This is a genomic window from Pseudoalteromonas sp. NZS11_1, from assembly GCF_015864275.1.
GTDB lineage: Bacteria > Pseudomonadota > Gammaproteobacteria > Enterobacterales > Alteromonadaceae > Pseudoalteromonas > Pseudoalteromonas arctica.
Genome location: NZ_JADYXK010000034.1, coordinates 20,332 through 35,903, shown reverse-complemented (window position 1 = coordinate 35,903; position 15,572 = coordinate 20,332). Strand labels below are relative to the sequence as shown.

Annotated in this window: 13 protein-coding genes; 5 read left to right on the top strand and 8 right to left on the bottom strand. The window is 40.1% G+C overall.

The features are described 5' to 3' along the window. The first annotated feature begins 160 nt into the window (after nucleotides 1–160). Nucleotides 161–595, top strand: a complete 435-nt coding sequence (locus I6F44_RS17825; protein ID WP_007580508.1) for a YqaA family protein — start codon at nucleotides 161–163, stop codon at nucleotides 593–595. 17 nt (nucleotides 596–612) lie between these two features. Here I6F44_RS17825 and folX read toward each other — a convergent pair whose 3' ends face one another. From folX to ycaO, 7 genes are all read right to left on the bottom strand, one after another. Beyond that, a complete protein-coding gene (gene folX / locus I6F44_RS17820; protein WP_007377309.1) occupies nucleotides 613–969 on the bottom strand; it encodes a dihydroneopterin triphosphate 2'-epimerase in 357 nt (118 codons plus the stop codon). 4 nt (nucleotides 970–973) lie between these two features. Continuing rightward, complete coding sequence (gene folE, locus I6F44_RS17815; RefSeq protein ID WP_002962341.1) at nucleotides 974–1,528, bottom strand: GTP cyclohydrolase I FolE; 555 nt, start codon at nucleotides 1,526–1,528, stop codon at nucleotides 974–976. 22 nt (nucleotides 1,529–1,550) lie between these two features. Continuing rightward, nucleotides 1,551–2,270: a dihydromonapterin reductase gene (folM, locus tag I6F44_RS17810; protein ID WP_007580509.1), complete on the bottom strand. Its 720-nt coding sequence runs from the start codon at nucleotides 2,268–2,270 to the stop codon at nucleotides 1,551–1,553. 225 nt (nucleotides 2,271–2,495) lie between these two features. Then, complete coding sequence (nadE, locus tag I6F44_RS17805; protein ID WP_197152282.1) at nucleotides 2,496–3,326, bottom strand: ammonia-dependent NAD(+) synthetase; 831 nt, start codon at nucleotides 3,324–3,326, stop codon at nucleotides 2,496–2,498. Between the two features lie 68 nt (nucleotides 3,327–3,394). After that, entirely contained in the window at nucleotides 3,395–4,024 is a 630-nt protein-coding gene (locus I6F44_RS17800; RefSeq protein WP_007580511.1) for a YceH family protein, read from the bottom strand. Nucleotides 4,025–4,067: 43 nt separating this feature from the next. Beyond that, the gene (locus I6F44_RS17795; RefSeq protein WP_197174286.1) at nucleotides 4,068–7,430 is read right to left on the bottom strand and encodes an ATP-binding protein; all 3,363 of its coding nucleotides are present in this window, start codon (nucleotides 7,428–7,430) and stop codon (nucleotides 4,068–4,070) included. Between the two features lie 115 nt (nucleotides 7,431–7,545). Beyond that, on the bottom strand, nucleotides 7,546–9,306 hold the full coding sequence (ycaO, locus tag I6F44_RS17790) for a 30S ribosomal protein S12 methylthiotransferase accessory factor YcaO (protein WP_197174285.1): 1,761 nt from the start codon (nucleotides 9,304–9,306) through the stop codon (nucleotides 7,546–7,548). Nucleotides 9,307–9,462: 156 nt separating this feature from the next. On the opposite strand from ycaO, the gene I6F44_RS17785 reads away from it, so the two are divergent. The 4 genes from I6F44_RS17785 to I6F44_RS17770 all read left to right on the top strand — a co-directional run bounded on the left by I6F44_RS17785 (nucleotide 9,463) and on the right by I6F44_RS17770 (nucleotide 14,604). Continuing rightward, nucleotides 9,463–11,748, top strand: a complete 2,286-nt coding sequence (locus tag I6F44_RS17785) for a penicillin acylase family protein (RefSeq protein ID WP_197174284.1) — start codon at nucleotides 9,463–9,465, stop codon at nucleotides 11,746–11,748. A 58-nt stretch (nucleotides 11,749–11,806) separates the two neighbouring features. Beyond that, a complete protein-coding gene (locus I6F44_RS17780; protein WP_007580517.1) occupies nucleotides 11,807–12,655 on the top strand; it encodes an MBL fold metallo-hydrolase in 849 nt (282 codons plus the stop codon). A 99-nt stretch (nucleotides 12,656–12,754) separates the two neighbouring features. Then, nucleotides 12,755–14,287: a bifunctional GNAT family N-acetyltransferase/carbon-nitrogen hydrolase family protein gene (locus I6F44_RS17775; protein WP_010554553.1), complete on the top strand. Its 1,533-nt coding sequence runs from the start codon at nucleotides 12,755–12,757 to the stop codon at nucleotides 14,285–14,287. Then, nucleotides 14,287–14,604 (top strand): DMT family transporter, encoded by a 318-nt coding sequence (locus I6F44_RS17770; RefSeq protein ID WP_165722697.1) that lies wholly within the window; start codon nucleotides 14,287–14,289, stop codon nucleotides 14,602–14,604. Before I6F44_RS17775 ends, I6F44_RS17770 begins: the two co-directional genes overlap by 1 nt. A 70-nt stretch (nucleotides 14,605–14,674) precedes the next feature. On the opposite strand, the gene I6F44_RS17765 is transcribed toward I6F44_RS17770, so the two are convergent. Continuing rightward, entirely contained in the window at nucleotides 14,675–15,553 is an 879-nt protein-coding gene (locus tag I6F44_RS17765) for a DMT family transporter (RefSeq protein WP_197103186.1), read from the bottom strand. Nucleotides 15,554–15,572 lie beyond the last annotated feature (19 nt).

Below are 15,572 nucleotides of genomic sequence, written 5' to 3'. Positions count from 1 at the left end.
GTATCAAGTAACCAATGACTAAGCATAAAAATACCCTCATAATCAAAAGATGATAAGGGTATTGTGAAGCAACCAAAAGATCGGTCAACCGATCAAAAATACCTTAACTGATCGGTGTTAAGCTATAGGCTGGGTTTTTACGTTTAGCCATAAGGACATTATGCTTTATCTCACGTTATTTATTAGCGCATTTATATCTGCCACATTACTGCCTAGCTCTTCTGAGGTGATAATGGTGGGGATGATTGCCCAAGGTAAAGTTAATTTATGGCTTATGTGGTGCGTAGCAACACTTGGAAATGTATTGGGAAGCTGCGTTAATTACTGGTTAGGCACGCAGGTACTGCGTTTTAAAGATAAAAAATGGTTTCCGGTATCGCAAAAAGGGCTTGATAGCGCACAAAAGCAATTTAATAAATACGGTGTGTATAGTTTGTTGTTTGCTTGGCTGCCAGTAGTAGGCGATCCGCTAACTGTAATTGGGGGGATATTTAAAGTACGCTTTAGTATGTTTTTATTACTAGTAACACTAGGCAAAGGCGCGCGCTATTTAGCGGTTATCGCCCTTACCGTAGGATTCGAAAAGCTTTTTTAAATAAGTTTTTTAAGACCTTATTTAGCCCAATCAAGCGTTAACGACACTGAGTCGGCAAAACGCAGTGCATGCGGTTTATCAACACGTGCTTTAGCGTAATGAACACTTGGGTGTGAGTGACAAACCGCAAGAATTTCAGCCACTAATTTTTCGAGCAATAAGAAGTGGCCTTGCTCTACTAAGCTAATTACTTCTTTGGTGATCACTTTATAATTAAGTGCTTGGTCAACTTCATCCGTTTTACATGCGTCATCAGCAGGGTAGTGAATCTCTAGGTTGATCACTACATCTTGCTTTTTTTCACGCTCATCGGGGTTAAAGCCAATAAACGTACGCAGGCGCAAATTAGTAACGTTAATAATTGCATTAGCCATAGGGTTAACCTTTTATAAGTTGCAAAAATTCGTTGCGTGTTTTAGGGTCGCTTCTAAAGTTACCTAACATTACTGATGTACGCATGCTTGAATTTTGCTTTTCTACACCACGCATCATCATACACATGTGTTTTGCTTCAACAATAACGCCCACACCTTTAGCGCCAGTAACTTCTTCAACTGCTTTAGCGATTTGATGCGTTAGCTGTTCTTGAATTTGAAAACGGCGTGAAAACATATCAACAATACGTGCAAATTTAGACAAGCCCAATACTTTACCGTTTGGAATATAAGCAATATGGCAACGGCCAATAAAAGGTAGTAAATGATGCTCACACATAGAGTAAAGCTCTATGTCTTGCACTAACACCATGTCGTCAGCGTCAGATGTAAATACCGCTTTATTAGTTATTTCATCAAGCGTTTGACGATACCCTTGCGTTAAATATTCCATTGCTTTTGCAGCACGTTTTGGCGTATCAAGTAAGCCTTCGCGGTTAGCATCTTCGCCTACTGCGGTGATGATTTTTTCGTAACTTTCTTTTAATTCATTGTGCATAAATATCTCAGTTTATTTATATTTACTTTAAATGACGGCCGCCATCAACAGGCAAAGAGCGCCCTGTGATGTAGTGGCTTTGTAATAGTAAATCAATGCTATTGATAATTTCTTGGCATCCGGGTTCAATGCCCATTAATGATTTTTTAAGGGTCTTAGCTCGATATTGCTCATCGTCATGTTCATTAAAAATAATGAGTGATGGAGCAACCGAGTTCACTTTTATGTTTGGCGCATATTTAGCGCTAAACGATTTAGTTAAGTTATCGAGAGCTGCTTTACTTGCTGCATAAGCTAAGTGTTTAGGGCTGCCTGTTTCAACTACATAATCAGTAAGGTGAATTATATCAGCAGGTACTTTTTCACTTTGCTGATAGTTTATAAGCAGCTCAGCGCACATTAAATTAATTAAATACGGTGTTTTGGCGTGTATACGCATCATATTATCGAACAGTACTGCAAAGTCAGGATTGTTAGCTTCGCAGTCCCAGCTTGATGCATTGTGAACAATAGCGCGCAGCGATGTTGTATGCTCTTTAAGCGTATTTATAAATGCACTTATACCGTCATCGGTACTAAAATCGGCATAAATACATACAGCGCCTAGTTGCTCTAATTTATCAACAGCGTTGTGGCGAGTACGATACGTAATAATAACAGCCTGCCCTTGGGCTATATAATGCTGAGCGAGCGCTAAACCAATACGTTGGCCTGCGCCGGTAATTAAGATGGGCGATGTCATATAAGGCAGTGTTCTCTTTGGCGGGTAACTTATACCAATATTGTTAAAACATGATCGATCTATCGCTATTTTCTTAGGGCTATAATAGATCACTAATTTAACGCAATTGGTATTATAAAATTTAAAGCGTTAATTCATTAAAATATACGCAGTTTCTTAATCTGTCGATCAAAAAAGCAATTAATCCTCAAAGGCGTTAATTGCTTTATTTTATTTACTAAAACATTAATCGTAAATTGTCGGAATTGGTTGGCGCTTATGTTGTGTACGCATGTAAATACTTACAAGCTTTTGTTCAACGTCTTTAGAAACAGATTTACCTTCTAAAAAGTCATCAATTTGCTCATAGCTCAAACCAAGTGCTTCTTCATCTGTTAAGCCTGGGCGGTCGCTTTCTAAATCAGCTGTAGGTGCTTTATCTACTAATAAAGCTGGGGCACCGAGTGCAGTAGCAAGTGCACGCACTTGGCGTTTTGATAAACCAAATAGCGGAGCTAAATCGCACGCGCCGTCACCAAATTTAGTATAAAAACCAGTAATGTTTTCAGCACTATGATCGGTACCCACTACTAAGCCTTGGCAAAAGCCAGCAATTTCGTACTGAGCAACCATACGTTGGCGTGCTTTAACATTACCTTTAATAAAATCTATCTGAGCTTGCTCTGGCAGTGCTTCACCACAGCCAACTACAGCAGCTATAGCTTGCTCATGCAATGCATCAGCCGCAGGTTGTACGTTTACGGTCATACGTTTACTTGGCTGGATAAAATCAACCGCCATTTGCGCTTCGTCTTCATCGGCTTGTACGCCATAAGGTAAGCGCACAGCAATAAATTGGTATTTGTCAGTATCGTGTTCTTTATTTAGCTCGTTTACGGCAAGTTGACATAAGCGGCCGCAAGTTGATGAGTCAACACCACCACTAATACCCAATATTAGTGATCGTGAGTGAGCTGCTACTAAACGTGCTTTAATAAAAGCAACCCGGCGAGTTATCTCAGCATTTACATCAATAGTTGGCTTAACCTTCATTTCAGCCATAATTTCGGCGCGCATTGCCAGCTCCTTATAAAATTTAATATGTGATACGCAATAAACTTATTATGTGATTTAGTCTTAATTAATTAAAGTTTTAAATGAGCTTTTATTTTGCGAAGCTCTACTTTTAATTCTTCTACTTCTGCCAGTAAATCACTTAATTCTTTATCTTTAATTACTTCGCTTGGTAGAGCAACAAAGGCATCGGCGGGATTATTTTGTTGTTCGCCAAATAAATGAATGTATCGGCTGTCGCGTTTACCTGCTTCTCGTTCTAATTTACGGGCGTAATCGCTTTCAATCAGTTTATTGAGCGCTGTTTCTACTTCATTTACGTTATTAAAATCAGCAAGCCTAGCACTGCGAGTTCTTAATTCACCTGGGGTTTGGGCACCACGTAAAAGTAATAAACAAACAATGGCACGTTGCTGAGCAGAAAATTGCAGATTACTAAACTCAGTGTTGCAAAAGCGGTGGTCGTATTTATTTACGCGACCAGAAAGCCCTTCATCTATAGTTACCAAACGCATGTCTATTAGTTCATCAAGTGCGTTTTGCACGTCACTATCTGTAAGATTTAACACAGGATCGCGATTAGACTTTTGGTTACATGCGTTCACTAGAGCGTTTAACGATAGCGGATAATGTTCTGGCGTTGTGCTTTGTTTTTCTAGTAAGCAACCAAGAATACGTTGTTGATTTGCTGATAACTGCATAAATAATCTCAAATTAGTAAGCGTATTTTATTAGCTTACACCTTTATTGGATACCAAGCCATTGCTGGAGTTTAGGTTTTAGTGCGGCTAAATCGAGCGGCTTACTTAAATAGTCGTTCATGCCTGCTGCTAGGCATTTTTCTTTATCGCCCTGCATGGCATTGGCTGTAAGTGCAATAATAGTAATATTTTCATTACCCTTACCTGCATCGCCTTCTCTAATGGCTTTAGTGGCTTGGTAGCCATCCATTTCAGGCATTTGGCAATCCATTAAAACTAGTTTATATGGCTTACCTTGTTTTGCATTGAGTTTTACAATTGCCTCAAGCCCATTTTCAGCAATATCAAAAGTCACACCTGCTTGCTTTAATAGCGCCGAGGCAACTACTTGGTTTATTTTATTGTCTTCAACGAGCAGTAGTTGTGGCTCTGATGAATCGAGTACTGGTGCTTTAGTTAGTTTATTTTGTAGTTGTGCTTGTTGCTGCTGTTGTTCAATGTATTTATCGTTAGTGAGTGAGTCAAACAAATCAGAAGGTGTGAGTGGTTTGAAAATCATACAGTCGACTTCCATACCTACTTTAGACTCCTCTGGTGAATAACTCATTGGCGCCATAAGAACTAACTTGCAACTATGCATATTTATAAAGTTTTTAAGCGCAGTTATATGCGTTTGCGGCGCTTTTTCAAAAAAGTAGTAATCAACTAAAATAGCTTCAGGGTGGGTGGTTACATTATTTAAATAATCATCAACCTCAAGATAGTCATGTATGCAATTAACCTTTGCACCCCATACCGTGAGTTGTTTGCTGGCTGTATTTGCATTTAACGAGCACTCATCAATAATTAAAATATGTTTGTTTTTAATTAAATGACTCGGTAAATCTTGTTCTTTACTTAAGCGAGGCTGTATTTGTATTGTGAAAGAAAATGTACTTCCTTCACCTTGCATGCTGTTTACGCTTACTTCACCGTTCATCAGCTCACACAGTTGTTTTACTATGGCAAGGCCAAGCCCTGTGCCCCCAAACTGGCGTGTAGTTGAGGTATCTGCTTGTGTAAACGAATCAAATAACGACGCTTGTTTTTTAGGGTCAATACCAATGCCAGTATCAATAATCGAACATTGTAGGAACGAGCCATCCGTTGTTTCATCCACTTTGGCGGTAATAACTACTTCGCCATCAATAGTAAATTTAACGGCGTTGCCAATTAAGTTATTCAAAATTTGGCGTAAGCGGTTCGGATCACTAATTATTTCGCTAACTGTAATTTGAGTGGCATCTAAAATAAGTTTTGTATTGTTTTGCTCTACTTTTAAAGCAAACGACTCAACCACTTCTCCTAATAACCGAGGTAGGTTAAATTGCACGTTTTCAATATCGAGCTTACCGGCTTCAATTTTAGAAAAGTCTAATATGTCGTTAATTATATTAAGTAAAGATTGAGCTGATGACTGAGCAAGTTCGATATGATGCTTTTGCTGTAGGTCTAGTTGCGTTTGCTTAATTATATTAAGCATGCCTAAAACACCATTCATTGGTGTGCGAATTTCGTGGCTCATACTTGCTAAAAATTCACTTTTAGCTTCAACAGCTTGTTCTGCTGTTTCTTTGGCAGCAACCAGCTTTTGTTCAGTTTCAATTCGTTGCTGGCTCGAGTGCAAGCTGCCAATTAACGCTGCAACGGCAATTAAAAAGCTTTCTTCGTTTTTAGACCAGTGGCGCTTGGATTGACATTGCTCGGCGCAAACAACGCCTATAGCACCACTTCCCGCAGGAATAATTACGCACAGCATTGATTTAATCTCGAGTGGCATTAAATACTGCTCTTTAATTGGTGCGAGTATTGGGTGTTCTAGTGCATCGGGTGCATTAAATACTGCTTGATGATCTATTGCATTAAAAAAGCCGGGGTTGTTTTTTCTTAGCCAAATAGAGTCAATTTTGTCACTAGACGAATGTTTGCTATGTATGGCAAAGGGGCTTAGTTGAGACTTGTCTTCATTAAAAAACCAAATACTGGCACGTTTAATATCGAATGCTTGGCAGATTGCTTCAGTGATAATATCTTTCGATTGGCTAAGTTGCCCATTTAATATTAATTTATTAACGGTAAGAGAAGCTAAAATTTCGTTATGTAATGCGGTTTTATTATTTTCTAATTCAATTTTTTTACGGGTATCAATATTCTGTAGTGAGCCAAAAATGCGTGTGCATCGTCCATTCTTTCGTTCTGCTTCACCATGTACGAGTACCCAAACAGATTCACTTTCTGCATCCATTACTTCTAATTCAACTTCGTAGCTTTCACCATATTTTATGGCTCGTTCAATTAAAGGTTTAATTGTTTCTCTGCTAGTGCCTTTTTTAAAGTAGTTTAAATCTTTAGGCCATTCTGGTTGGTTATTTAATGGGTATTTAAATAGTTTTTTGGTCATATCAGACCAATACACTTGTTTAGTTTCTAAGTTAAATGACCATGCGCCTATTTGAGCTAGATCACTCATTGCTTCAAGCATTTTTTCGTTTTGTTGCTGACGATTAAGCATTTTCAAAAAGAATAAAAAGGCCCAAATTAATAATCCGCAAATAATAATAATCGATAACCGAAGTGGCCATATTGATGAAATAGGAGGGCTCCAACCGATTTTTGGCGCTACATATAACTGCCAGCTGCCGCCTTGAAAATTTAGAGTGAACTCAAGAGGATCTTGCTGAATAATATTTTGATTGCCGAAAAAAAACTCGCCTTTTTTACCTAAACCATTACGCCCTTGAATGGCAACGTTGTACTGTTTTTCTAATTCATAAACGCCAGAATTGATATAAACTTTGTCAATATCGAGTACAACCGACAACAACCCCCAAAACTCATTATTAGGAGGGGTATACACCGGAACCCTGGCGATTAATGCTTCCCCCCCCTGAACTAATGTTAGCGGTCCTGCCATAATAATTGTGTTGGTATCGCGGGCTCTAAGTGCATCAGTACGCTGATTTTTATTATCTAAAAAATTAAGGCCAATTGCTTTTTCGTTCCCTTTTAAAGGATAGGTCATTTGAATGACCATATTGGGAGCGCCACCAATATTACGAAGTTCATTTGATGTATCAAAAAGAGGAGCTGCGATTTGTTCAAAGCGTTCTTGTTCTAAACCCGGTTCTGCGGCAACGGCAACACCTAAACCCCGTACTAGTTGAATATTAGAAACTAAGGTTGATTCGAGTTGAGCTCTATAAGTACTTACTTCTGATAGAATTTGTAGGCGGTGAGCATCTTTTACACGATTATAGTTAATACGATCAAGAACAACACCAACTAGTACAGTTAGCGTAAGCGATAACCAAAAGGTCAGCTTAAAGTTATAAACATTCGTTTTTTTGTTATTACTAGACGGTGGCATTAGCTACATCGTGGCGTTAATTTAGGCAAATTAACTATAGCTAATTTATGACATAAATGAAAACGGCGCATTAACAAATGCGCCGTTTATTTTTTATAATTAGTAGTTTAGCGAGTTACGAATCGCTAACTTCACGCGCCCAATGATTTTGCTTTGCTACGTGTAGTTTACGGTAGCCATCTAGTAGCGCTGCATGCTTTTTAAAGCCTTCAAGCGATAAACCTGGAAAAGTTAAACCGTTAAACTGCTTTTTACCTTCGGCAATTTCTATAGCCAGCGCTACATTATTAGCACCAAACATTAAGCCTAATGCATCTTGGTAATCAGCGTATTCGCGCTCGTCATCGTATTTAATTTCAAGAATCGCTTTTAAACAGCGGAAGTGGCGCATTGCATCTTCGTTTACTTGGCCTGTATGAAGTATCCAATCAACCCAATCAATGGCTTCTTCGCTGCCTGCGGCTAAACATAGGTGCGCTTTAAGTTCACCTATACGCAGTGTGTGCCATGGTGTGTCGGCATCAGTTGCTAAGCCAATAAATTCTGCGGCGCGGATAATATCGCTATGACCGGCTTCTTCTAGGCTGTCGTAAATTTCCATCCATTGCTCTGCATCGTACTGATCAAGCGATAGGAATGCTTCGCGAAATTTAGCGCCTTCGTTGTTGTTGCGCCAAATAAGCTCATCAACTGGGTAAATATCTGACATGCCCGGTACTAAAATACGACATGCGTATACGTTTAGGTGCGTGTAATCCATGATGTAGATATCATGCTCCATGCTGTGAATCAGGTCAGTACAGAAGTTATATTCTTGCTCTGTTGTGCCGCTAAAGTCCCAGTGTACAAATTCAAAGTCAGGTTTTGCACGGAAGAAATCATGCGAAATCAAACCGCTTGAATCAATAAAGTGCAGTTCAATGTTCTCTGGTGTTGCTACTTCATCGTTATCAAATGTTGCAGGTTGGAATACATCTAGTTGATCTAAACGACGACCTTGTAGTAACTCAGTAACGGTACGCTCAAGCGCTACTTCAAATGAAGGGTGAGCACCAAAAGAGGCAAACACAGAACCATCAGTTGGGTTAATAAGCGTTACGCTCATTACTGGGTAAATCCCCCCAAGCGATGCATCGGCAATACGTAAATGAAAGCCATGGCTGCGAAGCTCTTCACACGCTTCGTGAATTTTAGGATATTGCTTAACAACGTCTTCAGGCACGATTGGTAAACAAATGCCTTCGGCGATGATGCGGTTTTTAATCGCGCGCTCAAATACTTCTGATAAACCTTGTACGCGAGCTTCAAATTTTGTGTTACCTGCGCTCATACCGTTAGATACAAAAATATTACCAATAACGTTTACCGGAATGTATACGTCTTGGTTATCGCGTTGGCGAGTGTAGGGCAGGGTACAAATGCCACGATCAATATTGCCAGAGTTAAAATCAAAAAGGTGTGATGCGTTTAGTTCGCGCTCTGGGTCAAAGTAATCCCATAAGCTTTCATCCATAATACCTTGTGGTACTTCGTCGCCTTCAACTTTAAACCATTTTTCGGTTGGGTAATGAGTAAACTCGCCATTGGCAAATTCTTCACCTAGATAAAAGTCTGCAAAAAAGTAGTTACAGCTTAAACGCTCAAAGTATTCACCGAGTGCTGAGGCAATAGAGGCTTTGTCGGTTGCGCCTTTACCATTGGTAAACATAACACCGCAGTCACTGTCTTTTATATGAACCGAATAACAGTTAGCTACAGGGTTAAGCCAAAGCGCTTCTTCAACATTAATGTGTAGGGCTTCAAGCTTGTTTTGCATGGTAAAGATTGACGATTCTAGGTCGCGGTCTTTACCTTTGATAAATGTTTTTTCAGTCATATTGATCTCAACTAGTTCTGCACGATGTGTGGAGCTGACATTATCGTGGATTTTGATGTTTATTTCACCCTTTGCGAGCAAGAACATTATTATTTAATAAAACTGTGGTTATTATATGTCCTTAACGCTTGGTCAAAACGTGCAAAGGAAAGGTTGATGTTTAAAGTAATCAAACGCTTGTTATTATTAATTGTGATTTTAGGGCTGGCAAGTACCGCCGTTGTTTATGGGGTACTTAGTTTAAGTTTACCTGCCCTTGATGGAAACGGACGTAGTAACGCGGTAGTAGATCCTGTAAAAATTTCGCGCGATGCATTAGGGCAAGCAGTAATAAATGCAAATAGCCGAAACGATGCAGCCTATGGTTTAGGTTATGTGCATGGGCAAGACCGATTTTTTCAAATGGATTTACTAAGACGTAATGCCGCAGGCGAGCTAAGTGAATTATTTGGCGAAGCCGCGTTGGGACTCGATAAAAAGATGCGTTTTCATCAATTACGTAAACGCAGCCAAATTATTTTACAAACGCTGCCTGATGCAGATAAGCAATTACTTAAAAGTTACGCTCAAGGTGTAAACGAAGGGTTAGCGCAAGTAGGGTATTCAAGCTTTGAATATTTACTAACCGGTGCAACACAAAAGCCATGGCAAAGCGAAGACAGCTTACTTGTGATATTTAGCATGTACCTTGATTTACAAAGCGCCACATTTGAGCGTGACCAAGCACTCATTCAAATTGAGCAAGCGTACACAAAGCAAATGGTTGATTTTTTAACGCAACCAAGTAAGTACCAAGCCGCACTTGATGGCAGTAAATTAGCGCCTTATAGCGCCGGCATACCTACTTTGCCAACTCAAACACAGCATACAGTTAAAAGTATTGAAGCCAACGAAGAGCGCGGCAGTAATAACTGGGCTGTTACAGGAGCGTTGACTAAAACAGGTGCTGGTATGGTGTCGGATGATATGCATTTATCGATGGCAGTGCCCGTAATTTGGTACAGAGCTCAGCTAAATTATACACAAAATGGAAAACCTGCTCAGGTAACCGGTGTATCGCTGCCCGGGGCGCCGGCCATTGTTGTTGGCACTAACAACAATGTTGCATGGGGATTTACTAACGGTTATTTAGATACAGCCGATTGGATTGCATTAAACGATGATAGTAAAACATGGCAAGTTGATGAACCAATTGCATTACCCGATGGGGAGGTTGAAAACTACCCATTAATACTCAGCGAATACGGACCTGTAAAATACATTAACGAAAAACCTTATGCATTGAGCTGGGCTGCACATCAGCCTTACGCCGTTAATATGCAATTATTAAAGTTAGAGCAAGCCAAAACAGTAGATGATGCACTTGCCGTAGCAAGCGATGTAGGAATACCTGTGCAAAACCTAATGGTGGTCGACAGCCTTGGTAGCGCAGCGTGGAAAAATATGGGCGGTATACCGGCTCGTAAAACGCCAAGTGAGCTCGGTGTAAATGCCGATGACTACTCAGTGCTTTGGCAGCAAACCGAATTAGAACGTCCCTTTATTAAAAACCCACAAAGCGGCAGATTATGGACTGGTAATTCTCGCGTGGTATCGGCTGAAGATAACGCGCGTTTTGGCAATGGTGGCTATGCACTCGGTGCACGTTCGAGTCAAATTCGCGATAGATTATTTGAAAAACAAACATTTGCAGAGAGCGACTTTTACGCACTACAGCTCGATAATCAAGCTCGCTTTTTAATGCCTTGGCATGCTCTGCTATTAAAGCAATTAAAAGCCGATAAAACTAAAAATCAGCAATATATAACAGCGCTCGAAAATTGGCAGCAATGTGCGTGTTCAACCTCCATAGGGTATACCTTAGTTAAGCGCTACCGCGATGAAGTGATTAATATTTTATTTAGTAATATTGAAAGCCAATTAAATAAACAGCAAGGCACACTTAAATACGTAAAACGAGATTTAGAGCCCGCAGTTTGGCAGCTTATTAATAACAAACCCGATACGTGGATAAACCCGCAATTTAAAAGCTGGGATGCACAATTACACGGTGCATTTAACCAAACTATCACTAAGCTTACTGAGCAATTTGGTAATAATGTACAAAGCTGGCAGTGGGGCAAGGTCAATGAGTTAGTGATAGAGCATCCGTTTGCAAAGCAAATGCCGTTACTTGCTAAGTTATTAAATATGCCCACAGCAGCGGGTTTTGGTGATAGCTACATGCCCGCCGTACAAGGACGTAGTTTTGGCGCATCGCAGCGCTTTATTGCCCAACCTGGGCATTTAGAACATGCAATTTTAGCTATTCCGGGTGGGCAATCGGGGCACCCTCTTTCTGAATTTTATAGAGCGGGGTTTAGTGATTACGTAGAGGGTAAACATACACCTTTATTGCCTCAAGAGTTAATACATCAAATAGTAATAAAGCCGACACGATGAACTAAAGTATAGCTAAACACGTTCTATATAATTACCAATAAAACAACAGAGAACTAAAATGAAAAAAATATTACCCGCATTAATAACAGGTTTATTACTAAGTACAGCAGCGCAAGCCGACGAGGGACCAGTAACAGCACAAAAGCTAAGTGAGCATGTATACGTACTATTTGGGCAAGGCGGTAATATTGCAGCAAGTGTAGGTGATGATGGCATTTATATTATTGATGATCAGTTTGCCAAACTCTCAGATGATATTAAAAAAACGATTAGCGATTTAAAACCAGGCAGTGCAGAGTTTGTTATTAATACACATCATCATGGCGATCATACCGGTGGCAACGAAAACTTTGCTAAAGCGGGTGCGCACGTTATAGCACACGACAATGTACATAAACGTTTAGAAGAGCAGCATGGAGAAGGGTCAGACTTTTTACCGCGCATTAGTTTTGGTCACGATTTAAAACTGCATTTTAATAATGAACATGCCCATGTAGTGCATTACGAACATGCACATACCGATGGCGACTCGGTTGTCTTTTTTAGTAACGACAACATAGTGCACATGGGCGACATTTACTTTAATTTTGGCAGCTTACCGTTTGTTGATGTAGATAGCGGCGGCAGCGTTGATGGTATTTTAGCGGCAGTAGACGATGTAGTTAAACAAATTGACGACAACACTAAAGTAATACCAGGACACGGTAAGGTAAGTGACCGTTCAGGACTGATAGCGTATGGTAAGCTAGTTCAAAATGCGAAAGATGTGATGCTAAAAGCAATGCAAAATAATGCAAGCTTAGAGCAAGTACTTAAAGCCGATCCATTGGCAGAACTTGGTCTTGAATACGCAGGCTGGTTACCAAAAGAGAAAGTAACCACACTTTTTTATCGCAGTTTAAAGTAGTACATCTAAAGTAAAAAACATGATACAAAGCTGAGTGTATTCTTGATTTAATCGAGCGTACATTCGGCTTTTATTTTCTTATGCCTAAAGGAGTTGTGTATGTCGGCAGAAAAAACCCATCTTGAAATTTGTAACTTAACCAGAGAGCAATATCCGCAAATTAAAACCTTGATGGATCAAGCGTATCCCGATTTAGGTGGTGCGTGGCCAAGTCATACCATTTTTAGATTAATAGACCAATTTCCTGAAGGGCAAATAGGTATTGTAGATGACGGTGTGCTGGTGGGCTTAGCATTAAGTGTACAAGTTGATTACACACGTTTTTCAAACCCGCATACGTACGAAGACATTGCAGATGGTCACGACCGTGTATTTAGCGATACCGACGGCGATGCGCTATACGGCTTAGATGTGGCCATTAGCGAAACTCACAGAGGCATGCGATTAGGTCGTCGCCTTTATGATGCCCGTAAAGAACTGTGCCGCCAATATAACCTACGCGCTATTTTAGCGGGTGGTCGTATTCCACGTTATTACAATCACAGTAGTGAAATGACGCCAATGGAATACATTGCAAAAGTAGATCAGAGAGAGCTATACGATCCTATTTTAAGCTTTCAGTTATCTAACGATTTTCAGGTAAAGCGTTTACTTAAAAAGTACCTACCGGAGGATCAAGAGTCAGTTGGTTACGCCACTTTGCTTGAGTGGAATAACATTATGTATGAACCAACCGACACGGTACTCGAGTCAACTAAATCAATTGTGCGCGTAGGTGCTGTGCAATGGCAAATGCGTTGTGTTGAATCGGTTGAAGAAATGCTAAAACAGGTTGAATACTTTGTAGATACCGTATCTGACTACAAAAGTGACTTTATCCTATTCCCTGAGTTTTTTAACGCGCCATTAATGGGCTTAGGAAATCAAAGCAACCAAACTGAAGCGATTCGTTATTTAGCGGAATATACCGAAACGTTTAAAAACGCGATGTCGCGTATGGCAATAGAATACAACGCCAATATTATTACCGGCTCTATGCCGCTTGCCGAAGACGATAAAATTTATAACGTAAGTTATTTATGCCACCGCAGCGGTAAAATAGACGAGCAACGTAAAATACATATTACCCCGCATGAACAAAACGATTGGGTTATTCAAGGCGGCGACAAAATTGCTGTATTTGAAACCGATGCTGGGCGTGTAGGTATTCAAATTTGTTATGACGTAGAGTTTCCTGAGCTTTCACGCATATTAGCAAAACAAGGGTTAGATATTTTGTTTGTCCCATTTTGGACCGACACTAAAAACAGCTACTTACGTGTGCGCCATTGTGCACAAGCGCGTGCAATAGAAAACGAATGTTATGTGGTTATTGCAGGCTCGGTAGGTAACTTACCACAAGTAGAAAGCCTTGATGTGCAGTACTCACAATCGGCTGTGTTAACGCCATCGGACTTTTCGTTCCCGCACGATGCAACACTTAACGAAGCCACACCTAATACAGAAATGCTGTTATTTAGTGACCTTGATATGGATAAGTTAAAAATTCTTCACAGCGAAGGCACAGTGCGTAACTTAAAAGATCGTCGCGAAGATTTATATGAAGTTATATTGAAAAAGAGAGATGTTTAATGGCGTGGATTTATTTGGTTATTGCCGGTTTACTTGAAATTGGCTGGCCGATAGGTTTAAAAATTTCGCAAAACTCAGATACTCGCTGGCAGGGTATTGCAATAGCGGTGGCATTTATGGTCGCGAGTGGTTTTATGTTGTGGCTTGCCCAAAAGCAAATATCAATGGGCACCTCATACGCGGTGTGGACTGGTATTGGCGCCGCCGGTACGTTTTTAGTGGGTATATTGTTTTATAACGATGCCGCTACGTTTGGTCGTATTGCGGGAGTATTAATGATTATTAGTGGTGTGATAACACTAAAAATCAGCTCTTAATTGGTAATTTGAATAAACGCTTAATTATGAATAGCGCAGGTATAAAAGCCTGCGCTTTTTTATGTTGCCATTAATTCGGCAACATAACCAAAACAGCGGCAATGGCTATGAGTATTAAGCCTGCAGTATCTTGTTTTTTAAGTGGCTGCTTTAACCAAAGTACGGCAATTAGCATGGTAAAAAATACTTCAACCTGTCCAAGTGTTTTAACGTAAGCAACATGTTGTAAGCTCATTGCACTAAACCAGCCAATAGAGCCGATACAACTAAAAACACTAATAGCGGCTGTAGTGCCTTTGTAGTACCACAATTTACTGAGCGTTTGCGGCTCTTTTAATAATAAATAGCCCAGTAGTATTAGTGTTTGTAAGCTAATTACAAACAGCAAAACCCAAGCGGCTGAGTGTGGGAATAATAATCCTGAATTTAAGCTCGCTTCACGTACCCACAGTGAGGTAAGTGCAAAGCAAGTACCACAAGCAAGGCCTAGTAATGCCGTTTTAGCATTAAAGTGTTTAACGCTTGTTATGCCGCTGAGTAGCAATACGGCAATAGCGCCAAAAAACACACCAAGCCAGCCGAGTAAAGAAAGTGCCGAGCCAAAAAATAATACACCTAAAATAGCAGCCACTAACGCCTCGCTTTTGGCAAGACCAGCACCTACGGCGTAATTATTCATTTTAAATAACTTAACCATTAAACCAGTGGCAAGTATTTGCATCACACTTGCGCCTACAATAAATCCCCAAAAGGCATTATTAAACGTAGGCATGGCGGTATCTTGATATTGATAAAGGCCATATAAATACACGGCAGCAATAGGGCCTGCAATAATAAAGCGAGAGAGGGTTACGCCAGCCACACTCACATCGTTACTTAATTTACTTTGCAAGGCATTACGCCATGCTTGCATAAAGGCGGCTAAAAAAGTGAAAAATATCCAGGTCATGGTCGTCATCGTTAAAATG